Source organism: Mycolicibacterium sp. SMGY-1XX, assembly GCF_059132455.1.
Genome location: NZ_CP101139.1, coordinates 3,749,788 through 3,772,833, shown reverse-complemented (window position 1 = coordinate 3,772,833; position 23,046 = coordinate 3,749,788). Strand labels below are relative to the sequence as shown.

The window sequence follows — 23,046 nt, the reverse complement described above, 5'->3', positions numbered from 1 at the left end:
CCGCCCATCCTGTCATCTCGTCACGACGGCGCGATCGGCGATCAGATACTTGTACAGGTTCCAGCCGAGCCCCGAGACCCGGTTCGAGCTGATGGTCACGAAGTCGGTGATCACCAGGTCGATGATGAACTGTTCGTCGAGCAACACGTCGGTGTAGTCGCGGTAGGCCTCGATCGCCTCGGGTGAGCGGGGATCGGCCAGCTCGGTCAGCCGGGCCACTGCCTCGGCGTAGCGCGGCGAGGAGAAACCGGACAGATTGCCTGCCGGTTTGAAGGGCGCCGCCCCGGTGGCCAGAGTCGCCGGACCGGACTGACCGAAGCCGTGCGGATTGATCCACAGCTGGCGCTGCGGTGACTTCAGGAAGGTCGAGAACGTCGCCTGCTCACGCGGGTCGATGACGACGGGGATCCCCACCTCGGCCAGGTTGTTCTGGATGATCGCTGCGATGGTGGGTGCCGGAGCGAGCCCCGTGCCATAGCTCAACAGCAGCGGTGCAGACGGCGGCCCACCGCCCGCGGCCAACAGCGTCCGGGCGCGATCGAGGTCTCGACGATAGGCGGTGCGAGCCGACTGACTGAAGGCCAGCGAGCTGCGTGCCCACGGCGCACTACTGGACGTCGCATTACCGGCGAATACGTCGGTGGTGATCCGGTCGCGGTCCACCGCATACGAAATGGCTTGTCTGACAGCCTTGTTGGACAGGTAGGAATCCTGCACGTTGGCGCCCACGTAGTAGGCCACGTCGTAGACGCCTTCACGGATGGTGTCGAACCGGGTGTTGCCGTCGAACATGCGCACCACGTTGCCCACCACGTCGCGCACGACGTTGGTCTGGCTTGCCCACAGCGAAGCCAGTGGTTCGTTCTGCCGGATCAAGCGCACGCTGGGAATCGAGGCCGGGCCACCCCAGTACTGCTCGTTGCGCACCCAGTGTGACTGCTGTCCGCGCACCCACGACCCGAAGCGGAACGGGCCCGTGCCGACAAATGCCTCGCCGGCGAGCAGCTCGGCTTCGCTCTCGGAGTCGGTGAGCACCATGAACTCGAACAGGTCGAACACATTCCCCAGCGGATGGGCCAGCGTCAGTACCGCGATGTGCGGGTCCGATGTGTCGACACCGGTGATCGCCTGCGCGGTGGCCTGCAGCTGTGACCCCGCCGAGTCCTTGGCCAGATTCGCGATCGAGTAGGCCACGTCCGCGGAGGTGAACGGCCGCCCGGAGTGGAACACCACATCGGGGCGCAGGCGCACCGTCACCGTCCGCCCACCGTCGCGGATGTCCCACCCGGAAGCCACCAGAGGCCGGGGTTGCATGGTGGACAGGTCATAGGAGGTCAAGGTGTCGAAGACCAGCCGGCCGATCGACATCGAGGTGATCGACTGGGAGAAGATCGATTTGGGGTCCAGGTCGCTGAGCACGCCCAGCGCGAGTCCGCCCTCGCCCTCCCGGGCCTGTTCGACGGCCGAGGTGCACCCGGCGGCCGCCGCGGCCGACGCCCCGAGGGCGAGCCGCAGCAGTGTCCGGCGATCGAATGTGGTTGTCACAGGGCGTCCTTGCGGTTCCGGCGCTGCCGTTGCAGTGCCGGGTCGGGGACCGGTACCGCCGCCACCAGTCGGCGGGTGTAGTCGGCCTGAGGCGCGGTGAAGACCTGGGACGGGTGGCCGGTTTCGACGATGCTGCCGTTGCGCAGGACACCCACCCGGTCGGCGACGTCGTTGACCACCGCCAGATCGTGGCTGATGAACAGGCAGGCGAACCCATAACGGGCCCGGAGTTCGTTGAACAGGTCCAGCACCGCGGCCTGTACCGAGACATCGAGCGCGCTGGTCGGTTCGTCGGCGACCAGGAGCCGAGGGGACAGCGCCAGCGCCCGTGCCAGGGCGACCCGTTGCCGCTGCCCACCGGACAGTTCGGCCGGTTTACGGCGGCTGAATTCGGCCGGTAGCCGCACCGCGTCCAGGAGTTCGGCGACGCGCCGCGCGATGTCACTCTTGCCGGTGTCGCCATGGACCACCAGTGGCTCGGCGATGCAGGCGCCGACGGTGAACCGGGGGTCCAGCGAGGCGCGCGGGTCCTGGTGGATCAGCGCCAAGCCCTTGCGGGTTCGCCGGATGTCGGCGCGTCTGGCCGTCGCGAGATCCAGGCCGTCGAAGGTGACCACCCCTCGACTGGGGGCGATCAGCCCCAGCGCGACACGTCCCACGGTGGTCTTGCCGGAGCCGGACTCGCCGACCAGTCCCAGCACCTCACCTGCGGAGAGGGACAACGAGATGTCGGTCAGGGCGTTGAAGGCCGGATTGCCTTGTCGGCCTGGGTAAGTGACCTCTACACCGGCCAGCTCCAGCAGGGCGGCTGCCGCCGGCTCTGGGTCGTCGCCGGGGTCTTCGGCCGCCGATGGCAACGCAGGCACCGCGGCCAGCAGCATTCTGGTGTAGTCGTCGCGCGGGTGGGCGAACAGCTGCTCGACGGGCGCCTGTTCGACGATGTCTCCGTCCCGCAGCACCACCACCCGGTCGGCGATGTCGGCGACCACACCGAGATTGTGGGTGATCAGCAGGACGGCGGCGGCCCGCTCGTCGCGCAACCGCCGCAGCAGTGCGAGGATCTCGGCCTGGACCGTCACATCGAGTGCGGTGGTGGGCTCGTCGGCGATCAGCAGGTCGGGTTCGCCGGTGAGGGCCAAGGCGATGACCACCCGTTGTTTCTGCCCACCGGAGAGTTGGTGCGGATAGAAGTTGACGCGGGTTTCGGGTTCGGGCAGGTCGACCTGGCGTAACAAATCGATCGACCGCGCTCCGGCGGCCCGGGGGTCGAACCTCTCACCCGCCTTGTGTGCGTGCGCCCGAAGCGCTTCGCGCAGTTGGCGTCCCACCGTCTGTACCGGGTTCAGCGCAGTCTGCGGTTCCTGGAACACCATGGCCGCCGCCGTTCCGCGCAGCTTCTGCAGCGTGGCCGCCGGTGCGCCCACCACCTGGACTCCGGTGAGCTCCACCGATCCCGCCACAACGGCGCCGTCGGGTAGCAGACCCAGGACCGACAGCGCCGTCAACGACTTGCCGGAGCCGGATTCGCCGACCAGCGCCACGATCTCACCGCGCCCGACCGTCAGGTCGATACCGGAGACCACCCGGCGCGGTCCGCCTGCGGATTCGAAATCGATGGTCAGACCGTCGATTTTCAGCGTGTGCTCAACCACGGCGCGCCTGTCCCAGCGCCTGCGACACCAGCAGGAAACCCAGCACCAGGCCGACGACGACCACCAGGGGACCGACCGCGAACAACGGGTTCCACACCAGGTAGTAGTTGCGCATCGAATCGCTCAGGATGGCTCCCAGCGAGGGTTCTGGTGGTTGCACACCGATCCCGATGAAACTCATCGCCGACTCCAGGAACACCGCCAGCGACAGCGACAGCGCCAGTTGCACTCCCAACGGTTCGATGCTGTTGGGCAGGATGTGTTTTCGCAGAATCCAGCTGCGCCGGGCCCCGAACACCTCGGCGGCTTCGACGAACGGTGACTCCCGGACCCGCAGGATCTGCGACCGGATGAGGCGCCCGAACAGCGGCACCTCCGAGGCGATGATCACCACGATCACCGCTTGCTTGCCGGGTCCCAGTACCGCGGCCAGCGTCAGTCCGAGAATGATGGCCGGAAATGCCAGGATCACGTCGAAGAGCCGTTGTGTCACCTGATCGGCAAACGCGGACACACTGGACACCAGCCCGATCAGAGCGCCGAGCACGGCCGCTACCGGCACCGCCACCAGAATGATCTCCAGCGTCGTCCTGATTCCGTACAAGGTCCGCGCATAGAGGTCGCGGCTGAGTTCGTCGGTTCCGAGTGGGTGGGCCCACGACGCTTTGAGCAGTCCCGCTCCGGGCGGTTGGGCCAGCGGATCCACCGACGTCAGGACGGGGGCCAGCAGCCCCGCGCCGGCGATCAGTACCAACAGAACCGCCCCGACCAGGCCCTGTCCGCGACGCAGCGCGGTGAGGGTGGTCATGCCCTGGTCCTGGCGGAGTCGACGCGGATGCGTGGGTCGAGCAGCGCGTGGATCTGGTCGGTCAGCAGCTGAAGGATCACGAAGATCGTCACCGAGACCAGCAGAAGAATCTGCACCAGCGGATAGTCGCGGCGGTTGATTCCTTCCTGCAGCAGGCCGCCGATACCGGGCCAGGCGAATATCGCCTCGACGATCACCGCGCCGGACAGCAGCGAGCCGGTCTGCAGACCCAGCACCGTCACCGCCGTCGGCAAGGCGTTGCGCATCGCACCCCGGGAGATGATGCGCCACTGCGAGATTCCCAGGGCCCGCGCGGTGAGCACGTACGGCTGGCGCAGTTCGGTGCGCAGCGCCTCGGTGAGGAAGCGGGTGAGTGCGGCACCGACCGGCAGTGCCAGGCACACCGCCGGTAACAACAGGTACTGAGCGGTGATCCACGGGTTGTCCAGCAGCCCGTCCGGTGGCAGGCCCATCGCCGGCAGCACCGGCCACAGCAGCGCGAACACCAGCACCAGCAGCACCCCGGTCACGAAGGTCGGCATTGCGACGGCGAGGGTGTTCGCTCCGTTGACCAGGACCGTGACCACCCGGTTGGGCCACACCACCGCGGCGATCGAGATCGCGAGACTGGCCACCACCGCAATCACCAGAGCGGCTGCCGACAGCACCAACGTGTTGGTCAGACCTTCACGCACCAACGCCGAGATGGGACCTCCCCGCCCGAAGGACTGGCCCAGATCCCCGGTGAGTACATCGGTGAGCCAATGCCAGTACTGCGCGGCCACCGGCTGATCGAGACCCAGCTGGGCGCGCAGTGCGGCCAGCTGCTCCGGCGTGGCGTCGGAGCCCAGGATCGCAGTCGCCGGATCGCCGGGGATGAACTGCAGCAGGCTGAAGATGACCACCGAAGCCACGAGGAGCACCACGAGTGCCGTTGTGGCGCGGCTGAGGAGATATCGGGTCACAGTTGGTCCAGTCTGCCCCCATCTCGATGCTCTTCTGTGAACGAATCACCCGGATCCGCCGAAAGAATCCCGCTGATCTCAAGGGGGTTGCTGATCCCGGTGGGGGTACTAGGAACAAGAACGGGTCAGAGGGATCACCACCACGGAGGAGATACCACAGGATGAGCGCCGGATTCAGCTGGGCGGCATGGCACAACGACTACGCCGACCCCACCTCCGAGCTCTCCCACCGCCTCGTACACGTACAACGCCGACTCCGCGACGCGCTCGATGCGGCGCCGCCGGGCCCCATCCGGGTGGTGAGTCTGTGCGCGGGGGAGGGACGCGATCTGTTGGGTGTGCTGCCGGATCACCCGCGTCGCGATGACGTCCGGGCCCGTCTGGTGGAGGTCGATCCGGAGATCACCGAGCGGGCCCGCGCGGTCGTGGGCGCGGCCGGCCTGACCCAGGTGGAGATCGTCACCGGGGATGCCGCCATACCGGCGGCCTACGAGGGGCTGATTCCCGCCGATATCGTGCTGGCGTGTGGCATCTTCGGCAATGTCGATGACGAGGACATCAGGAACACCATCCGGGGCCTGCGCCAGTTGAGCCGCCCGGGTGCGACGGTGCTCTGGACCCGCCACCGAAACCCGCCCGATGCGACGCCGACGATCCGGCAATGGTTCCGCGAGCACGATTTCGACGAGGTCGCCTTCGACTCCGAGGAGAATTTCAGCTTCGGAGTGGGAACCCAGCGTTTCATCGGCGAGACAGCACCCTTGGAGCCGGACGCACGACTGTTCCGGTTCCGCACCCGCACCCACTGAGAGGAATCCATGAGCGACCACATCTACCGTGTGATCGAGATCGTCGGCAGTTCCAGCGACGGCGTCGACGCTGCGATCACCAACGCGATCTCACGGGCGTCCAAGACGCTGCACGGGATCGACTGGTTCGAGGTTTCCTCGATTCGGGGTCACGTCGAAGATGGTGCGGTAGGCCACTTTCAGGTGACGTTGAAGGTGGGCTTCAAACTCGACGAGAAGGACTGAGGCGCCCACGCTCGGGCTTTCGGTGCTCAGGGTGCCGCCAGCGCTTCTGCGGTGGTGCGCACGTCGCGATAGAGGGCAGGCAGGTCGGCGACCGAACATCCCGGTTGAGCGCGCCAGTGGTCGAACGTCACCCGCAGAATCGCCGTCGCGATCTCCGCGATGAGCCGGCTGGTCAGCGGTTGATCTCCGGGGAGCCGGGCTTCCAGCCGCACCCGCAGGCGTTCCATGCTCGCCAGTTCGCGCGCGGCCACGGCATCGCGCAACGCGGGCTCGGCACTGATCAACCTCTGCAGGGTCACATACCGGTCGGCCTCGTCCTGCGCCAGTTGGTCGATCTGGCGCTCGTGAAAGGTCAGTAACGCCTGGAGTGCGTCGTGGGGATCCGGCGGCAGATCCAGCGAGTCGATTGCCTCGTCGAGGGCGCGGTAACCGAGCAGCACGGCGTCCTCCTTGGTGGCGAAGTAGCGGAAGAAGGTCCGCTGTGAGACACCTGCGGCGGCAACGATCTCGTCGACCGTCGTGGCCGAGAAGCCTTGACGTTCCATCAGCGCCAGTGCGGCGTGGTACAGGTCCTGTTCGGTGGCCAGGCGTCGTCGTGTGCGTAGGTCCTGCGTCGTGTCCGCCATACCCGTCCCCTGCCGTCGAGGTCCCCGCCTGCTACCGTAGCTGACAGTAACTGCCAAGGCGCGTGTTGGTGCCATGATGGCAGGTCTTGTACATCGAATGGGTCTGGGGTGGGTGGAGTGCTGACGCGTGGTGGCTGACGAACACAGCGTCCCGGCGACCGCAGACAGCGACAAGCTGCCGGCCGGGGTGCCGAAGCTGATTGCGCTGCTGCTGTTGTCGACGTTCCTGGTGATCCTCAACGAGACCATCATGGGAGTCGCGCTGCCAAAGCTGATGGTCGAATTGGACATCACGGCGTCGACGGGGCAGTGGTTGACGACGGCTTTCATGCTGACGATGGCAGTGGTGATCCCGATGACGGGCTCCATCCTGGACCGCTTCACCACCCGCACCGTGTTCGTCACGGCTGCGTCACTTTTCACGGTGGGCACGCTGTTGGCCGCTGCCGCACCGGGATTCGGTGTGCTGTTGCTCGGCCGGATCGTGCAGGCAGCGGGAACGGCGTTGCTGCTGCCCTTGCTGATGACCACCGTCATGACGTTCGTTCCCGAGTCGCGGCGCGGCCGGATGATGGGTCTGATCTCGATCGTGATCGCGGTGGCCCCGGCGATCGGACCAACGGTGTCCGGGCTCATTCTCGACAGCCTGGGCTGGCGGTGGATGTTCATCGTCATGCTGCCACCCGCCCTGGTGGCGTTGGCCTTGGGAATCGTGTTGGTGCGCAACGTCAGTGTCACCCGTGCGGTGCGATTCGATGTGTTGTCGATGAGCCTGTCGGCGTTGGCATTCGGCGGTTTGATCTTCGGGCTGAGCAGTATCGGCGAGTCCAGTGAAGGGCATGCCCTGATGCCGCCCGTCATTCCGATCGTCCTCGGTGTCGCGGCGCTGATCGGTTTCGTGCTTCGCCAGATCCGGTTGCAGCGCAACGACAGCGCGTTGATGGACCTGCGGCCGTTCGCGACCCGCACTTTCACCACCGCCACCGTGTTGGTGTTGATCAGCATGGGGGCCTTGTTCGGCACGTTGATCCTGCTGCCGTTGTACCTGCAGAACGTGTTGGCGCTCGACACCCTGCAGACCGGCCTCCTGCTGCTCCCCGGCGGTCTGGTGCTCGGCGTGATGGGTCCGGTGGTGGGTCGCCTGTTCGATCGTTACGGCCCCAAACCGCTGGTGATTCCGGGTGCCATCGCGTTGAGCGCGGCGTTGTGGGCCATGACCACGCTGGATCAGCAGAGCACGACCACTCGTGTCATCGCGGTGCACATCGCGCTGTGCGCGGCGCTGTCCTTGATGCTGACCCCGCTGATGACCTCGGCGCTGGGCTCGCTTCCGGCCCGGTTGTACTCCCACGGCAGTGCCATCGTCAGTACCGGCCAGCAACTCGCCGGTGCAGCGGGAACGGCGCTGTGCATCACCTTGATGTCCACCGGCACGGCCGCCGCGGTCAGGGACGGGCTCGACCCGGTGGCCGCCCAGGCCACTGGTGTGCACACGGCATTCCTGGCCGCGGCTGCGCTCTCCGTGGTGGCGGTGGTCGGCTCGTTCTTCGTCAAGAACCCGCCCAGGACCGCGACCAGCGAGTTGTCTGCGCTGCACTGAACGGCGGTGTGGCAGGGTGCGAGGATGGCTCGCGAAATCCAGGTCACCTACGACTGTGCCGACCCTGCCGCACTGGCCGAGTTCTGGGCCGTGGTGCTCGACTACCGAGTGCAACCGCCACCCAACGGTTTCGACACCTGGGATGCTGCGCTCGAGGCATTCGGGGTTCCCGCCGAGCGGCGCAACGACCGTTCCGCATTGATCGACCCGACCGGGCAAGGGCCACGTCTGTTCTTCCAGAAGGTGCCCGAGGGCAAGGCCGCGAAGAACCGGATCCACCTCGACGTGCGCGCCGCACCGGGACACGACGGTGACGAGCGGATGGCGGTGTTGGAGGAGTTCGCCGCGCGCCTGGTCGCGCTCGGCGCCACCCGGATCACACGGCACGAGCCGGCCCCGCCTCTCGACGGCGGGCACATCGTGCTCGCCGACCCGGAGGGCAACGAGTTCTGCCTCGATTAACGCCGGCTGGCCCGGCGTTCTGCGCCGAACGTGTGCAGCACCGCGTCCCAGCCGAGACGATCCCGGGAGGCGCCGGCCCAGCAGATATAGCCGTCGGGACGCACCAGTACCGCGGGCCCGTCGTCAGCGCGTTCAGCCTGCAGGATGCCGGTGCCGGTGACGGCTGCAGCTCCGCGCTCGCGAAGCAGTGCGAAACCGGGGGAGCGCTGCAGGGTCGTGACGCGGTTGCCGACGAGCGGGGTTCGAGTGGCGCGGGTACCCACCAGGTGATGGTCACCGGGGCCGCGCCCATACCGCAATGACGTGCCGGCGAAGGTACCTGCCACCGCATCGCGGATCAGTGGGATTCGAAGAGCATTGGGCGCCAACAGGTTACGCAGGAAACGAGCCGGGCGTGGCCGCAGGGTGACCGCCCGTGCCATCATGCCCGACTGCAGCAGCACCCGCCGCCCGATGGGGTGACGCTCGTCGTGGTAACTGTCGAGCAGTTCCTCGGGAGCACCGGCGAGCACCGCATCGATCTTCCAGGCCAGGTTCGCCGCATCCTGGATGCCGGTGTTCATGCCCTGCCCGCCCATCGGGGAGTGCACGTGGGCAGCGTCGCCGGCCAGGAATACCCGCCCGTGGCGATACCGCGCCACCTGCCGTTCGTCGCAGTGGAATCGCGAACGCCAGCTGATGTCCAGCACACCGTGATCGGTGCCCATCGCCCGGGCGAGTACGTCGGAAACTTCGGCGTCGTGCACGGGTTCGGTGTCGGGCATCTGGTGATTGCGGTCCCACACCATGGCGCGGTACCAACAGCCGTCGGCGTCGCCGCGTCCGTACGGCGCGAGGAAGCCGAAGACCTCGCGGGTGCTGCCGAGCGTCAACCCGTCACCGCCAGGACTGCGCGCGAGTTTGACGTCGGCCAGCACGATCGACGAGAGCAGTGTCTTTCCGGGGAAGTCCGCACCGACCAGCTGTCGCACGGTGCTGTGTGCGCCGTCGGCGCCAATCGCATACCGAGCCCGCCAGGTCCGGGCGCCGGCGGTCACCGTCACGCCGTCGTCGTCTTGTTCCAGCGCCGTCACCGTCACACCCCGGTGCATGTCGGCGCCCGCGTCCGTGGCGTAATCCCACAGTGCCGCATCGACATTGGTCTGGGGTGTGACGAGCACGAACCGGTAATCCGAATCCACGTGGGTCAAGTCGAGCCGGGCCCCGGCGAACAGGCTGACGCCACGAGCATGCCGGCCTCTGGTGAGCAGGTCATCGGCAAGGCCGCGCGCGTCGAGCACCTCGAGTGTTCTCGGCATCGTGGCAAAGGCACGACTGGACGGGTTGGCCGATGGACGCCGCTCGAGCACCGCCACCGAGCGGCCGGCCCGGGCGAGATCGCCGGCTGCCGTCAACCCCGTCGGCCCTGCTCCGATGACGACGACGTCCTTTTCAGTGACGTCTTTTTCAGTGACGTCGTTTTCAGTCATGACAGCGCGCCTTCCGGGGTGGGGAACCAGCGCCGGATGTCATCCGGAGTGGACGCGGCAGCGCGGTTGAACACGAACCTGCAGTGGGGCTGCAGGGTGTGTGCGGCGTTGACGATCGCCTCGAACAACAGGGTGTTGCCGGCCACCAGGCGGATACCCGCACCGATCAACACCGCGTCGTAGTGTGCGGCCGCCAGCGCGGCGCGGGCTTTCGCGGCGCCCGCGTCGCCGAAATCGATCAGGCAGTTGTCGACCTGATAGCCGGCGGCGCGCAGACCTCTCACGTTGTCGTCGTTGGCCGCACGCAGAGTCTCCCGCGTGAGTCCGGGGAACGAGGCGAAATCCGGCGAGGAGTAATCGATGACGTCGGGGTCGAGCCCGATCTGAATGGCCGAGACGCTGCTCATGGAACTGTCCTCTCAAGTCAACGGCTGATGACTTAGACCGTACGGCGAGGCGTTCACCAATGTCAACGAGTGGTGACTTATTCTCGGTGCATGCCTGCCGCCCGCGCCCGCAATGCCGAAGCCACCCGGGCCGACATCCTGTCGGCGGCGCGCGCACGGTTCGGCGCCGACGGCTATGAGCGCACCACGTTGCGCGCGGTGGCCGCCGACGTCGGAATCGATGCCGCGCTGGTCATCCGTTACTTCGGCAGCAAGCAGGAGTTGTTCGCCGCCGCCGCCGAGTTCACTCTCGACCTTCCGGACCTGCGCGGCGTCCAACCCGATGGCGTGGCAGAGGCGTTGCTGTCGAGGTTCTTCGCGGTATGGGAACAGGACACGACGTTCGTGGCCCTGCTCCGCGCCGCCATGACCAGCGAGACGGCCGCGGAGACCATGCGTCAGGTGTTTGCGACGCAGGTCGCGCCCACACTGGCGGCCGTCACGCCGGATCATTCCGCCGAACGGGCCGGCTTGCTCGGCGCGTTCATCATCGGGCTGGCCACCACCCGATACGTCCTGGTGAACCCCGCGGTGGCCGACCTCGATCACGACACCCTCATCCGGTGGGCAACACCGGTGCTGCGGCAGCTCCTGACGGGCCCGGCTGCGTGAAACGAGCCACATGGGTATGCCACCTCCCATGTGGACCACCAGTAGACACATCGATGCAGCGCCGGACACCGTGTGGCAGATCCTCATCGACCTCGACGCCTGGCCGGTGTGGGGCCCGACGGTGGCCGGCGCCGAGATGGAGGGCGGTGCGGCCCTTCGTCTCGGCGCGCGGGGACGTGTCTGGACCCCGGTCGGAGTGCCGCTACCGTTCGAGATCATCAGTTTCGAGCCCGGCCGGGTATGGGGCTGGAAAGTCGCCGGGGTCCCCGCCACCCGCCACGGGGTGGAACCCCAGGGGAGTGGCTGTCGGGCGTGGATGAGCGCCCCGGTGTGGGCACCGGCGTATTTGCCCGTGCTGGCGATCGCACTGCGCCGCATCGAAGGTCTGGCCCTGACAACCACGTAAACGCTGGATGAATCAACGTCAAATGATCGTGTTGCGGGCTGCGGGATGCCCCACGGGTCGCCATGATCGCAGGGTGGAGTCTTTTGTTGCGGTGTACGTGGACAGTTCGGCCAAGGTGGAGACCGTGCGCGACGCCGTGGCCACACTTGCGGTGCCCGGGGGTGTCTCGCAGGTGGCGGTAGTCGCGACCGACACATTCGACTGCCGCATCGCCGTCGACCTCAGCGGTGACTTCGAAGCAGCCCAGGGGCAGTCCATCGCGCGGACATACGCCGAGGGGCTGGAGAAGTCGCTGGGAGTGCCGGTGTACTGCCTGGCTGATCTGTTGATGCGCGACTATCCCGCGAGCTGAACCTCGACACCTGTCAGATACCGTTCGACCTCGACGGACATGCGAGGGAGGCAGCGGTGAAGGTTCTCGTTACCGGAGCGACGGGGTTCGTCGGCGCCTGGACGGCCAAGGCTGCCCAGGACGACGGTCATCAGGTGCGGTTCCTGGTCCGCAATCCCGACCGGCTGCGCACCAGCGCCGAGCAGATCGGTGTGGACATCAGCGACTACGTCGTCGGCGATATCGCGGACCCGAAGTCCACTGCGGCCGCGTTGGGCGGTTGTGATGCGGTGATCCATTGTGCTGCAATGGTTTCCACAGATCCACACCGCGCCGACGAGATGCTGATCACCAATCTCGAGGGAGCGCGCAATGTTCTGGGCGCGGCGGTGGCAGCGAAACTGGACCCGATCATCCATGTCTCGAGTTTCACCGCGATCTTCCGGCCCGGGCTCGACGTGCTGCACGCCGACCTGCCCATCGCCGGTGGGTCGGATGGGTACGGCCGGTCGAAAGCACTGGTCGAGGCCTACGCACGGGGTTTGCAGGACGCCGGAGCGCCCGTGAACATCACGTACCCCGGCATGGTGCTCGGGCCGCCGGCCGGGGATCAGTTCGGCGAAGCCGCCGACGGTGTCGAGGCCTCGGTCAAGATGCGCGGTGTGCCAGGCCGCAGCGCCGCCTGGATCGTGGTCGACGTCCGTGACCTGGCTGCATTGCACGTGGCGCTACTCGAGCCGGGCCAGGGCCCGCGCCGGTACATGGCCGGTGGGCCACGAATTCCGGTGGGCGACTTGGCTTCCCTGATCGGCTCGGCGGCAGATCGCGGTCTGCTGGTGTACCCGGTGCCCGATACCGCACTGCGGGTGGTGGGCAAGGTGTTCGACGTCATCGGTGACCAGCTGCCCTTCGAGACACCGATCAACTCTGCGGCCATGCAGTACTACACGCAGATGCCCGAATCCGATGATTCACCGGCCGAACGGGATTTCGGCATCGTCTTGCGCGATCCAGCGGAAACCATCACCGACACCGCGGCGGGACTGCGCAAGGTCGGCCGGCTCTAGGCAGTGTCGATGGGCGCTGGGTGGGTACCACGCAGACGTGACATCGACACTCGAGCTCACGGTCTGTGACCCACGCACCGGCGAACCGGTGTCCCGGCTGCCCATCGCCGACGCCGCTACCTGCACGCATGCGGTCAAGCGGGCCCGGACTGCGGCCGCCTCCTGGGCACGCACCCCGGCCGCCGAACGCGGTGCGGCGCTGTCCGCGGCCGCCCGAGTGGTCAAGGCCGCGGCCGACGAGCTCGCCGAACTGAACGAGCGGGAGACCGGCAAGACCAGAGCCGACTCGCTGGGCGGCGTGGAAGCCGGTGCCGCAACCCTGGTTCAGTACGCCGAACTCGGGCCCCTGCACCGCGGGCGCGCGCTGCAGGGTGGCTGGTCGGCGACCGACCTGATGGTGCCCCAACCGCGTGGTGTCGTCGTGGTGCTGACCCCCTGGAACGACCCCGTCGCCGTGGCAGCCGGCCTCCTCGGCGCGGCGTTGGCCACCGGAAACACGGTGGTGCACAAGCCCAGAGCGTTGCCCGAGAACCGGCAGACGCTTCGCCGAACTCGTGGCCGGCCACTTGCCGGACGGGGTGCTCGAGATCGTCGACGGAGACGCGTCAGTAGGTGCACGACTGGCCGGCGACGGTGCCGTCGACGTGGTGGCCCATGTCGGCAGCAGCGTCACCGGACGTGCCATCGCAGTGGCCTGCGCGCAACGCGGTGCGAAAGCGTTGTTGGAGAACGGGGGTAACGACGCACTCATCGTGGACGACGGTGTCGATCCGCGGTGGGCGGCCAACCAGGCAGCCCTCGGATCGTTCGCCAATGCGGGTCAGATCTGCGTGTCCATCGAGCGGATCTACGTCGTCGAATCCGCCGCGGCGGACTTCACGGCAGCGCTGGTGGAGGAAGCCCACGACTGGGCCGAGCGCATCGGTCCCCTGGTCGATCAACGTCAGGTGGAGCACGTGCACCGCCATGTCACCGATGCCCTCACCCGCGGCGCCCAGTTGCTCACCGGCGGGCAACCCCCGCCGGGCCCGGGGAGCTTCTACCCGCCCACGGTGCTCTCCGACTGCACACCCGAGATGCTGCTCTTCCGTGAGGAGACTTTCGGGCCGCTGGCGCCGATGCGCGTCACACCCGATTTCGAGACCGCCGTCGCGGAGGCCGCCGACGACCGTTACGGATTGTCGGCGTCGGTGCTGACCGCCGACATGGCCCGCGCGCAGGAAGCCTGGCGTTGCCTGCCCGTCGGCACCGTCAAGATCAACGCGGTGTTCGGCGGCGCTCCCGGCGGTGCCGCCCAGCCCCGCCGGGCCAGCGGCAGCGGCTACGGCTACGGCCCTGAACTCCTGGACGAGATGACCACGACCAAGGTCGTGCACTGGGGACCTCCGGGGCCGCTGACATGACGACAGACACGTTGACCGGTGACAAGCTCAAACGCCGCATCACCGGGCCGCTGCTGTTCCTGTTCATCCTCGGCGACGTCCTGGGCGCGGGAATTTACGCGCTGATGGGCGAACTGTCGGGCGACGTGGGTGGAGCGCTGTGGGCGCCGCTGCTGGTAGCGCTGCTGCTCGCCTTGCTCACCGCCGGCTCCTACGCCGAACTCGTCACCAAGTACCCCCAAGCCGGCGGTGCTGCCGTGTTCGCCGAACGCGCGTTCCGACGGCCGGTGATCTCGTTCCTGGTCGGATTCTGCATGTTGGCCGCCGGAGTGACCAGCGCAGCCGGGTTGGCCCTGGCTTTCAGCGGCGAATACCTCACCACGTTCGTCGATGTACCGCCCGGCGCGGCGGCAGTGGTGTTCCTGGCGCTGATCGCATGCCTGAACGCGCGGGGGATCAGCGAATCGGTCAAGAGCAATGTCGTGATGACGGCCATCGAACTGAGCGGCCTGCTGATCGTCATCGTGGTGGTCGCGATCATGATGGGCGGCGGACGCGGTGACATCGGCCGGGCCGGGCAGTTCCCCGACGACACCACACCGGCCTTGGCGATCCTGGCCGGCGCGATCGTCGCCTACTACTCCTTCGTCGGCTTCGAGACCTCGGCCAACGTTGCCGAGGAGATCCGCGATCCGAGCAGGGTGTATCCGGCCGCGTTGTTCGGGGCGTTGCTCACCGCGGGCGTCGTCTACGCCGCAGTGGGGGTCGCCAGTGCCATCGCTCTGGCGCCCGAGGAACTCTCGGCCTCATCGGGTCCGCTGCTGGCTGTGGTGGATGCTTCCGGTGTCGCTGTACCGAGTTGGTTGTTCAGTGCCATCGCCCTGGTTGCGGTGGCCAACGGTGCGCTGCTGACCATGATCATGGCCAGCCGGTTGACCTACGGCATGGCCGAACATGGTTTGTTGCCCGGTGTGTTGAGCCGCGTGCTGCCACAGCGGCGGACACCATGGGTCGCCATTGTCGTCACCACGGGGGTGGCCATGGTGCTCACGCTCATCGGTGATCTGGGCACACTGGCCGAGACGGTGGTTCTGCTCCTGCTGTTCGTGTTCATCTCCACCAACGTCTCGGTACTGGTCCTCCGTCGTGACACGGTGGAGCACAACCACTTTCGTGTATGGACGTTCGTTCCGGTACTGGGTGTGCTCTCGTGTGTGCTGCTTCTGACCCAGCAGTCGGCGCAGGTGTGGTTGTTCGCCGCCATACTCGTCGGGGTTGGAGCCGTGCTGTACCTGCTCGCACGGGTGGCCTCCCGGCCGGAAGCGCGCAGCTGATCCTCAGTCGCGCGCCAGGATTGCACCGAGGCGGCGTTCCAGGTCCACATAGGTGTCATCCCCGACGTCGTACACCACCTTGTGGATTCGCCCGCCGCTGAAGGCAAAACCACTGGCGTACTCTCTGGACACCGGATCCGCGCTGTCCCGGCCGACGGCCAGCCCCTCACCGGCTAGTGCGTAATGACCGCTCTGAGTGCGGAATTCAGCGCTGGTGATCGCCTCGTCGTCGATGTGCAGAGTCATGGTCCCCAGGGTTTCGCGCTGTGGCGATATCGAGATCTTGTCGAATGACACCCCGACGATGTGTCTTCCCGGCGCCGGTGCGGAGACGGCCAGCGTCTGCTCGGGAGCGATGCCCAGGAAGTTGTACACGAATCGAAGGTCACCGTCCTTGACGAACAACGAATAGCCGCCGAAACGTGAGCCCTGCGAGACGATCACACCTTGTGTCTCGCTGCTGAACTCGACGTCGGCGAGGATCTTGAACGACGAACCCAGCGTCCGCGCACCGGATGCCTCGGGAATCTCGCTGGTGTCCGGGTAGTAAACATAACGACGGTCCGGGGGTGGTGCCACCTTGTATTCCAGCTCGTGGATACCGTCCACGCCGTAGTCGTTGAGCGGCAGCACATTGTTGCGTTCGGCTTCGGCCATCCACAACGCCGCGAGTTCGCGGACCTTGTCCGGATTCTCTGCGGCGAGGTCGTGTGCTTCCGAGCGGTCGACGTCGGTGTGGAAGAGTTGCCAGCGGTCCTGGTCGAATTGACCCCTGTCGATCATCGGGCCGTGCTCGGTGGAGACCTTCCAGCCTCGGTGCCACAGCCCGCGGGTGCTCAGCATTTCGTAGTACTGCGTTTCTTTGCGTGTCTCGGAGCGCGCGTCGTCGAAGCTGTACCGCATCGAAACTCCCGACAGGGGAGTCTGAGGTGCTCCGTCGACGATATCGGGCATCGTGAGTCCGCAGCACTCGAGGATGGTGGGCACGATGTCGGTGCAGTGGTGATACTGGTCGCGTAGTTCACCCTTGGATCGGAAACCTCTGGGCCAGTGGATGATCAGGGGATCGGCGGTACCTCCGGCATACTGCGAGTAGCGCTTGAACATGCGGTAGGGCGTGCTGAAGGCCACCGCCCAGCCGGTGGGGTAGTGGTTGTAGGTCTCGGGCGACCCCAGTTTGTCGAGCATCGCCAGGTTCTCCTCGACCGTGTCGGGATAACCGTTGAAGAAGCGGTTCTCGTTGACCGAGCCGTTGGGACTTCCCTCTCCGGAAGCGCCGTTGTCGGCGCAGTAGAAGATCAGTGTGTTGTCCAGCTGGCCGGATTCCTCGAGATAGTCGATCACGCGTCCGATCTGCACATCGGTGTATTCCGAAAGCGCCGCATACACTTCCGCCATGCGGCAGAACAGCTTTCGCTCGTCCTCACTCAACGATTCCCAGGGCCGTACGCTGTCACCTTCGATGAAGGTGCCCGGCGCCATCGGATTCAGCTCGGTCAACTCCGTTCCCGGCGGCAGCACCCCCTTGGCGATCATCTTCTCGAGCACCCACTCGCGGTAGGCCTCGTATCCGTCGTCGAATTGGCCCTTGTACTTGTCGATGTAGTCCTGGGGGGCATGGTGTGGAGCATGATTGGCGCCCGGGCAGTACCACATGTACCACGGCTTGTCCGGTCGCGATTGCTTACTGTCGCGGATGAAACCGATCGCTTTGTCGGCGATGTCTTTTGAGAAGTGGTAGCCGTCCTCCGGCAGGTAAGGCTGTTCGACGAAATGGTTGTCCTCGATGAGTTCCGGATACCACTGATTGGTTTCGCCGCCGATGAACCCGTAGAAGCGGTCATACCCCAGGCCGAGCGGCCAGTGTTTGCGATTCGCGCCGATGTCGAAGGCATCTACCGGGACGTTGTGGTTCTTGCCCACCCAGAATGTGCTCCAGCCGGCATCACGCAGCACCGTGGCAATGGTGGCATTCTCGCGGGGGATATGACCCGAGTAGCCGGGGAACCCGGCTGCCGACTCTGCGATGGTGCCGAAACCATTCTGATGATGGTTGCGTCCGGTGAGCATGGTGGAACGGGTAGGTGAGCAGACCGATGTCGTGTGCCATTGCGTGTAGGTCAGTCCATTGGCGGCCAACCGGTCCAGCGTCGGCATCTGGATGCGCCCGCCGTAGGTGGACCAGGCTGCGCACCCCGTGTCGTCGTAGAGGATGACGAGCACATTGGGGGCGTCCGGCGGAGCCTTCTGGTCCAGGAAGGCGCCCCAATCGGGTTCCGAGTCGCGAATGTCGACGGAGATCTTGCCTTCGAACTGTCTGCCCATGGTTTCCCCCAGCGGTGATCAGCGACTCTGCTCGGGTCTCATTGTCGGGCAGTTCCCGGATGTGTGGGTGAGACAGCGGAAGAGCGGTTGTTTGCCGACGGAGGTGTCACCGATGTCCTTGGACATCGCACCGTTTGTCGGTGGGTGGATCTAGTATCGAACACATGTTCGATGACTTGTTGGATCCGGCGACCTGCGGGGAAATCACCCGCGCGCAGATGGTCACCGCCATCCGGCAATACCACCGCCTGCACGCCACCACCGCCGCTCGCACCTGGGCGTTCGTGGCGATGCTGCTGCGCGACCACGAAGACACCGCCGCCGCCGAGGACCGCCAACACTGGGCCCACGACGGCTGGGCCGCCGCCCGCGACGACATTGGCCCCGCCCTGCGCCTGAGCCCGCGGCGGGCCTCCACCCAGATGAAGATCGCCGAAGCCCTGGCCCTGCGCCTACCCGAAACCGCCGCCCTCCTAGAACACGGCATGATTTCCGCCGCGGTGGCCACCACCATCGTCTACCGCACCGAATACGTCGCCCCCCACGCCCACGCCGCCGTCGACGCCGAAATCGCCGAGCGCGCCGGCGGGTTCAACACCCTCTCCGACGCCGAACTCGACGTCGCCATCGACGCCGTCATCGAAGAACGCGACCCCGACGCGGTCCGGCGCTACCGGGAAGCCGCCAAACACTGCGACGTCCAAGTCGGGAAACGCGAGGACGCCACCGGCACCAAATCGCTCTACGGCCGGATCCTGCAAGCCGACGCCGACCTGTCGGTACGGGTGCTCAACGCCTACGCCGACACCGTCTGCAACAACGACCCCCGCTCCCGCGGCGAGTTGCGCAGCGCGGCCTACGGGGCGGTGTTCCGCGGCCACGACCGGCTGATCTGCCGCTGCGCTACACCGGACTGCCCGGCGGCGACCAACCCGTCGAAAGTCGGGTCGGTGATGGTGCACATCCTGGCCGAACAAGCCACCCTGGAAGCCGCCCTGGCCCAGGTCGCCGCCCTGCAAAACCGCCAACCCGCCAACCCCACCGACCCCGCGGCCACCGTCGACCTGGAAGCCCTGGCCCGCGACTTCGACAACCACACCACCACCACCACCGGAGAGGATGACGACGACGAACCGCCCTGGGCGCACTGGACCTCCACCACCAGCGAACCCGACACCGACCCGGAACCCTCGGCGCCACAGGCCGATTCGAGTGAGCCCGCGCCGGATGCCGATCCTGACGACCCGGACGATAGCGGCGACGACGAAGACCCGCCCAGGACCACCCCGGCGCCCACCCCCGGACCCGAGGACCCCGACAGTGGCGGCGACGCCGCGGTGCCCAACCCCAATACCGACCCGGCCGACACCGGCGCCACCGCCGGGCAGCCCGCCGCGCGTGCCGGGAAACCGGAAAACGGTGCACCACAGGATGATTCAACCCGTGGCTGCCACGCCGCGCCCATCCGGCCGGCGGTCACCCTCGCCGGCGGCATCATCCCCACCGCACTACTGGCCGAACTCATCCACACCGGCGCCACCGTCAAAGCCCTACCGCTACCCACCGCAGAACCCACACCCGGCTACGCCTTCACCGGCGCGCTGCGCGAATTCATCCAATGCCGCGACATGCGCTGCCGGTTCCCCGGCTGCAACCGCCGCGCCGAATACGCCGACATCGACCACACCCTCCCGCACGGCGACGGCGGCCCCACCCACCCCTCCAACGGCAAACTCCTGTGCCGCGAACACCACCTCACCAAAACCTTCTACACCGGCCCCGACGGCTGGACCGACGAACAACTCCCCACCGGCGAAGTCATCTGGACCGCCCCCACCGGACACCAATACCTCACCGAACCCTCCACCTGGCTCATCTTCCCGGACTGGAACCCCGAAACCGCCACACTCCCCCCACCACCGAAACGCAAAACACGACGCACCACCACCCCGGGCCCCACCATGCCCAAACGCAAACGAACCCGACAACAAGACCGCCAACAACACATCAAAACCGAACGCGCCTACAACGCCACCCAACGCGCCCTCGAACAAGAACACGGACGAAGCAGACCACCGCCCGCGGGCTGGTGAAAGCCTCTGTCGAGCAATCTCGTTGCCAGACATGGGTTCTTCAAGCATGCGTCAAGGGACGATGTGTGAAAGTTCACCGCACCCTTGTTCGGGGAACGCCAAGCGGGATCCGGCCGTTGAACAGGTCATGGCCCGCACCCCAATTGATCTGGCGGACCGGTTGCTCGACATCAAGCCTATCTACCACGAGCCGGATATCGCGAGGTTCCCCCGCGCTCGGCAGGTACTCGATCGCTTTCCGGATGCGGAACTCATCGAGGTGCCGTCACACCAGTCGATCCCCGGCCTCTACGGCAACGAAGGCAATGTCGAAGACTGGGTGCGAATCAAACGCGAAGTGCTGGTGCTCGGTGAAAAGAAGAGCCTGTCGGCCCGGCGCAATGAACGCTCCAGCGACTGGATCGCGCAGTCGACGGCCAACGGGTGCGCGATGGCGTGCTCGTACTGCTACGTCCCGCGGCGCAAGGGGTACGCCAATCCCATCACCATTTTTGCCAACATCGAGCAGATCACCGGCTACCTCGAGCGGCACGCCAAGAGGCAGGGCGACAAACCGCAACCCAACCAGTGTGACCCGCGGGACTGGGTGTACGACATCGGCGAGAACAGCGACTGCTCGGTCGACGCGATGGTGTCCGACAACGTGCGTGACCTCGTCGAGCTCTTCGCGAAGCTGCCGAATGCCAAGGCCAGTTTTGCCACCAAGCTGGTGAATCGGAACCTGCTCGACTACGAGCCCCGCGGCGGCACCCGCATCCGGTTCAGCCTGATGCCGGGTGACACCTCACGGCTCGTCGACATCCGTACCTCGAAGATCGCCGATCGGATCGCCGCCCTCGATGACTTCGTCGACGCGGGTTTCGAAGTGCACCTCAATTTCAGCCCGGTCATCGTCCATGAGAACTGGCGCGCGGACTGGGCGGTGCTGCTGGACCAGATCGCAGACGGCACCAATGACCGCACCAAACAACAGCTCGCGGCCGAGGTCATCTTCTTGACTCACAACCAGGGCCTGCACGACGTGAACCTCGGCTGGCACCCCACGGGTGAGGATTTGCTGTGGCGCCCTGATCTGCAGCAACTGAAGCGAAGCCAGAACGGTCAGTGGAATGTCCGCTACAAGACCTCATGGAAGGGCCGGTGGGTCCAGGAGCTCACCGACCTGATCGCCGAGAAGCTGCCGTCGTGCCGGATCAGATATGCGTTCTGACCACTCCGGCGATCCGGGCCGCTACATCGGCGGCGACCGCCAGCGCCTTCGGATCGGCGGCGGGCAGGTAGCGATCACCGGTGGGGTCGTACCGGGCACCGGCAATCGCGGCGTGGTCGGTGTCGAGTTCCACCATTTCGACCGGCCACCCGGCTTCTGTGAGCACGGCGGCGAATCCCTGACTGGCCGCGGCGGGGATCACGTCGTCCCCGGATCCATGCAGGAGGAGGAACGCGCCGTCGTCGTGGGCGGGAAGGTCGCGGTCCAGCACCCGCCCCGAGATCGGGTCGGCGGCGGTGAAGGCGCCACCGAGGCACACCGTGTGCGAGACGGCCATCCCGTGACGGGCGGCCTCGAGGGTCAAGCCGGCCGCGGCGGCGCCACCGAGAGACCAGCCGACAAGAGTGAACGCCCCGCCGACACTGCGCTCACGCGCGAACGCCGCCGAGGCCAGCAAGTCGTTGCGGCCGCCGTCGGCGGCGTGGGAATTCCAATCCGGCACCACTACGGCGACCCCGTGGCCCGCGAGCAGGTCAGCCAGCGGAGCGACCGCGGCGCGGGCGTCGGTCTGCATGCCGTGCCAGAGCAAGGTGGTCGGGTCGGAGGCAGTGCCGTACAGGTCGGCGGAACGGCCGGGGGCGTACTCGGTGGTTTCCACGCCGACAGGATGCCCATGACGGCCCGCGCTACGCGTGTGCGTCGAAGGTTGAGCGGGTACCGATTACGGTTGAGCCTCCGGCACTAACCCGCCCTGCCGGTCAGTGCCGGAAAGGATGACAACACGTTGGTCACGCACAGTCTGACCGTGGTGGCGGCGCTCCTGGCCGCAGTGTTCATGGCGATCGGCATCGTCGTGCGCCAGCGGGCCACCATCGACGTTCCGCCCGAGGCGGGCGTCAGCCCGGTGATGTTGCAGACGCTGGTGCGCCGACCGCTGTGGTGGGCCGGGACCGGCGCCGCCGTGATCGGCTACGGATTCCAGGCGGCCGCGCTGACGCACGGCTCGCTCATCCTGGTGCAGCCGCTACTGGTCTCCGCGTTGCTGTTCGCACTGCCGCTCAGCGCCCGCCTCGCGCAGCGCAGCGTGTCGGCCAGTGAGTGGCTGTGGGCGATCCTGCTCACCATCGCGCTGACGATCTTCGTGCTGCTTGCCCGCACCGAGCCGGGCGAATACGCGGTCCCGACCAAGACCCTGCTGATGCTCTGTGTCAGCACGACGGTGTTCGTGGTGGCGCTGGTGGCGCTGGCGGTGCGTGTGTCGGGTACCCCGCGAGCGGTGCTGCTGGCGGTGGTCGTCGGAGTCCTGTTCGGTGTCATGGCAGTCCTGACCAAGATCGTCATGCACGCCGCCACCCATGCCGGGGTCGTCGCGATTCTCACCTCACCCGAGCTCTATCTGCTCATCGCGGTGGCGGTCATCGGGACGGTGCTGCAACAGTCGGCGTTTCACGCCGGTGCCCTGCAGACGTCCGTGCCCACCATGCTGGTACTCGAACCCGTCGTCGCCGTGGCGCTCGGCGCCGTCATGCTTTCCGAGGACATGTCGGTGAGCACGCTGGAAGCGGTGGCGCTGGTGTTCACGGCCCTGGCCATGCTGGCCGCGACCATCGCACTCGGCCGCGACGAAGGGGCCTACGAAGAGCGGTTGGAGGCGGCCGCGGGGGAGCGCAAAACCTGAC

The 23,046-nt window shown here is 66.7% G+C and carries 21 protein-coding genes and 1 pseudogene; 13 read left to right on the top strand and 9 right to left on the bottom strand.

What is annotated here, in order from left to right; translation table 11 throughout:
* Nucleotides 1-12 precede the first annotated feature (12 nt).
* From NL241_RS18240 to NL241_RS18225, 4 genes are read right to left on the bottom strand one after another with little or no spacing between them, the layout of a single operon-like run.
* On the bottom strand, nucleotides 13-1,545 hold the full coding sequence (locus NL241_RS18240; RefSeq protein WP_494394634.1) for an ABC transporter substrate-binding protein: 1,533 nt from the start codon (nucleotides 1,543-1,545) through the stop codon (nucleotides 13-15).
* Nucleotides 1,542-3,197 (bottom strand): dipeptide ABC transporter ATP-binding protein, encoded by a 1,656-nt coding sequence (locus tag NL241_RS18235; RefSeq protein WP_494394633.1) that lies wholly within the window; start codon nucleotides 3,195-3,197, stop codon nucleotides 1,542-1,544. The genes NL241_RS18240 and NL241_RS18235 overlap by 4 nt, the downstream gene beginning before the upstream one ends.
* The gene (locus NL241_RS18230) at nucleotides 3,190-4,005 is read right to left on the bottom strand and encodes an ABC transporter permease (protein ID WP_487695573.1); all 816 of its coding nucleotides are present in this window, start codon (nucleotides 4,003-4,005) and stop codon (nucleotides 3,190-3,192) included. The genes NL241_RS18235 and NL241_RS18230 overlap by 8 nt, the downstream gene beginning before the upstream one ends.
* The gene (locus tag NL241_RS18225) at nucleotides 4,002-4,970 is read right to left on the bottom strand and encodes an ABC transporter permease (RefSeq protein WP_494394632.1); all 969 of its coding nucleotides are present in this window, start codon (nucleotides 4,968-4,970) and stop codon (nucleotides 4,002-4,004) included. The genes NL241_RS18230 and NL241_RS18225 overlap by 4 nt, the downstream gene beginning before the upstream one ends.
* Nucleotides 4,971-5,131: 161 nt before the next feature.
* Between NL241_RS18225 and NL241_RS18220 the strand changes: the two genes are divergently transcribed.
* Together NL241_RS18220 and NL241_RS18215 are read left to right on the top strand one after the other, a co-directional pair.
* Nucleotides 5,132-5,779: a class I SAM-dependent methyltransferase family protein gene (locus NL241_RS18220; protein ID WP_487695577.1), complete on the top strand. Its 648-nt coding sequence runs from the start codon at nucleotides 5,132-5,134 to the stop codon at nucleotides 5,777-5,779.
* 9 nt (nucleotides 5,780-5,788) lie between these two features.
* Entirely contained in the window at nucleotides 5,789-6,004 is a 216-nt protein-coding gene (locus tag NL241_RS18215; protein ID WP_487695578.1) for a dodecin, read from the top strand.
* 26 nt (nucleotides 6,005-6,030) lie between these two features.
* On the opposite strand, the gene NL241_RS18210 is transcribed toward NL241_RS18215, so the two are convergent.
* Complete coding sequence (locus NL241_RS18210; RefSeq protein WP_494394631.1) at nucleotides 6,031-6,630, bottom strand: TetR family transcriptional regulator; 600 nt, start codon at nucleotides 6,628-6,630, stop codon at nucleotides 6,031-6,033.
* Nucleotides 6,631-6,757: 127 nt separating this feature from the next.
* Between NL241_RS18210 and NL241_RS18205 the strand changes: the two genes are divergently transcribed.
* Together NL241_RS18205 and NL241_RS18200 are read left to right on the top strand one after the other, a co-directional pair.
* A complete protein-coding gene (locus tag NL241_RS18205; protein WP_487695582.1) occupies nucleotides 6,758-8,230 on the top strand; it encodes a DHA2 family efflux MFS transporter permease subunit in 1,473 nt (490 codons plus the stop codon).
* A 24-nt stretch (nucleotides 8,231-8,254) separates the two neighbouring features.
* The gene (locus NL241_RS18200) at nucleotides 8,255-8,692 is read left to right on the top strand and encodes a VOC family protein (RefSeq protein ID WP_487695583.1); all 438 of its coding nucleotides are present in this window, start codon (nucleotides 8,255-8,257) and stop codon (nucleotides 8,690-8,692) included.
* Here the strand turns inward: NL241_RS18200 and NL241_RS18195 are convergent.
* Together NL241_RS18195 and NL241_RS18190 are read right to left on the bottom strand one after the other, a co-directional pair.
* Complete coding sequence (locus tag NL241_RS18195; protein WP_494394630.1) at nucleotides 8,689-10,161, bottom strand: FAD-dependent oxidoreductase; 1,473 nt, start codon at nucleotides 10,159-10,161, stop codon at nucleotides 8,689-8,691. The two genes, NL241_RS18200 and NL241_RS18195, sit on opposite strands and share 4 nt — an antisense overlap.
* Nucleotides 10,158-10,568 (bottom strand): hypothetical protein, encoded by a 411-nt coding sequence (locus tag NL241_RS18190; protein WP_487695587.1) that lies wholly within the window; start codon nucleotides 10,566-10,568, stop codon nucleotides 10,158-10,160. Before NL241_RS18190 ends, NL241_RS18195 begins: the two co-directional genes overlap by 4 nt.
* 90 nt (nucleotides 10,569-10,658) lie before the next feature.
* On the opposite strand from NL241_RS18190, the gene NL241_RS18185 reads away from it, so the two are divergent.
* The 6 genes and pseudogenes from NL241_RS18185 to NL241_RS18160 all read left to right on the top strand — a co-directional run bounded on the left by NL241_RS18185 (nucleotide 10,659) and on the right by NL241_RS18160 (nucleotide 15,739).
* Nucleotides 10,659-11,219, top strand: a complete 561-nt coding sequence (locus tag NL241_RS18185) for a TetR/AcrR family transcriptional regulator (protein WP_487695589.1) — start codon at nucleotides 10,659-10,661, stop codon at nucleotides 11,217-11,219.
* Nucleotides 11,220-11,247: 28 nt separating this feature from the next.
* The gene (locus NL241_RS18180) at nucleotides 11,248-11,625 is read left to right on the top strand and encodes an SRPBCC family protein (protein WP_494394629.1); all 378 of its coding nucleotides are present in this window, start codon (nucleotides 11,248-11,250) and stop codon (nucleotides 11,623-11,625) included.
* Between the two features lie 73 nt (nucleotides 11,626-11,698).
* The gene (locus NL241_RS18175) at nucleotides 11,699-11,977 is read left to right on the top strand and encodes a hypothetical protein (protein WP_494394628.1); all 279 of its coding nucleotides are present in this window, start codon (nucleotides 11,699-11,701) and stop codon (nucleotides 11,975-11,977) included.
* A 56-nt stretch (nucleotides 11,978-12,033) separates the two neighbouring features.
* On the top strand, nucleotides 12,034-13,023 hold the full coding sequence (locus tag NL241_RS18170) for an NAD-dependent epimerase/dehydratase family protein (protein WP_494394627.1): 990 nt from the start codon (nucleotides 12,034-12,036) through the stop codon (nucleotides 13,021-13,023).
* Nucleotides 12,923-14,426, top strand: a pseudogene (locus NL241_RS18165) (aldehyde dehydrogenase family protein). The gene NL241_RS18170 and the pseudogene NL241_RS18165 overlap by 101 nt, the downstream one beginning before the upstream one ends.
* Complete coding sequence (locus tag NL241_RS18160; RefSeq protein WP_487695597.1) at nucleotides 14,423-15,739, top strand: APC family permease; 1,317 nt, start codon at nucleotides 14,423-14,425, stop codon at nucleotides 15,737-15,739. The pseudogene NL241_RS18165 and the gene NL241_RS18160 overlap by 4 nt, the downstream one beginning before the upstream one ends.
* 3 nt (nucleotides 15,740-15,742) lie before the next feature.
* On the opposite strand, the gene NL241_RS18155 is transcribed toward NL241_RS18160, so the two are convergent.
* Entirely contained in the window at nucleotides 15,743-18,064 is a 2,322-nt protein-coding gene (locus NL241_RS18155; RefSeq protein WP_487695598.1) for an arylsulfatase, read from the bottom strand.
* Between the two features lie 164 nt (nucleotides 18,065-18,228).
* On the opposite strand from NL241_RS18155, the gene NL241_RS18150 reads away from it, so the two are divergent.
* Both NL241_RS18150 and NL241_RS18145 read left to right on the top strand, forming a co-directional pair.
* Nucleotides 18,229-20,157, top strand: coding sequence for an HNH endonuclease signature motif containing protein (locus NL241_RS18150; RefSeq protein WP_494394626.1), 1,929 nt, complete (start codon nucleotides 18,229-18,231; stop codon nucleotides 20,155-20,157).
* 127 nt (nucleotides 20,158-20,284) lie between these two features.
* Nucleotides 20,285-21,367, top strand: a complete 1,083-nt coding sequence (locus NL241_RS18145) for a spore photoproduct lyase family protein (protein WP_494394625.1) — start codon at nucleotides 20,285-20,287, stop codon at nucleotides 21,365-21,367.
* Here the strand turns inward: NL241_RS18145 and NL241_RS18140 are convergent.
* Nucleotides 21,351-22,025, bottom strand: a complete 675-nt coding sequence (locus NL241_RS18140) for a dienelactone hydrolase family protein (protein WP_487694767.1) — start codon at nucleotides 22,023-22,025, stop codon at nucleotides 21,351-21,353. The genes NL241_RS18145 and NL241_RS18140 overlap by 17 nt on opposite strands.
* Nucleotides 22,026-22,151: 126 nt before the next feature.
* Between NL241_RS18140 and NL241_RS18135 the strand changes: the two genes are divergently transcribed.
* On the top strand, nucleotides 22,152-23,045 hold the full coding sequence (locus NL241_RS18135; RefSeq protein ID WP_487694766.1) for a DMT family transporter: 894 nt from the start codon (nucleotides 22,152-22,154) through the stop codon (nucleotides 23,043-23,045).
* The last annotated feature ends 1 nt before the right edge of the window (nucleotide 23,046 follow it).

What these genes read in the sequence shown, in the direction of transcription:
- NL241_RS18160 (WP_487695597.1), top strand. Translation starts at nt 14,423, where the DNA reads ATGACGACAGACACGTTGACCGGTGACAAGCTCAAACGCCGCATCACC.
- NL241_RS18185 (WP_487695589.1), top strand. Translation starts at nt 10,659, where the DNA reads ATGCCTGCCGCCCGCGCCCGCAATGCCGAAGCCACCCGGGCCGACATC.
- NL241_RS18190 (WP_487695587.1), bottom strand. Translation starts at nt 10,568, where the DNA reads ATGAGCAGCGTCTCGGCCATTCAGATCGGGCTCGACCCCGACGTCATC.
- NL241_RS18220 (WP_487695577.1), top strand. Translation starts at nt 5,132, where the DNA reads ATGAGCGCCGGATTCAGCTGGGCGGCATGGCACAACGACTACGCCGAC.
- NL241_RS18145 (WP_494394625.1), top strand. Translation starts at nt 20,285, where the DNA reads ATGGCCCGCACCCCAATTGATCTGGCGGACCGGTTGCTCGACATCAAG.
- NL241_RS18195 (WP_494394630.1), bottom strand. Translation starts at nt 10,161, where the DNA reads ATGACTGAAAACGACGTCACTGAAAAAGACGTCACTGAAAAGGACGTC.
- NL241_RS18215 (WP_487695578.1), top strand. Translation starts at nt 5,789, where the DNA reads ATGAGCGACCACATCTACCGTGTGATCGAGATCGTCGGCAGTTCCAGC.
- NL241_RS18150 (WP_494394626.1), top strand. Translation starts at nt 18,229, where the DNA reads ATGTTCGATGACTTGTTGGATCCGGCGACCTGCGGGGAAATCACCCGC.
- NL241_RS18230 (WP_487695573.1), bottom strand. Translation starts at nt 4,005, where the DNA reads ATGACCACCCTCACCGCGCTGCGTCGCGGACAGGGCCTGGTCGGGGCG.
- NL241_RS18155 (WP_487695598.1), bottom strand. Translation starts at nt 18,064, where the DNA reads ATGGGCAGACAGTTCGAAGGCAAGATCTCCGTCGACATTCGCGACTCG.
- NL241_RS18180 (WP_494394629.1), top strand. Translation starts at nt 11,248, where the DNA reads ATGTGGACCACCAGTAGACACATCGATGCAGCGCCGGACACCGTGTGG.
- NL241_RS18210 (WP_494394631.1), bottom strand. Translation starts at nt 6,630, where the DNA reads ATGGCGGACACGACGCAGGACCTACGCACACGACGACGCCTGGCCACC.
- NL241_RS18200 (WP_487695583.1), top strand. Translation starts at nt 8,255, where the DNA reads ATGGCTCGCGAAATCCAGGTCACCTACGACTGTGCCGACCCTGCCGCA.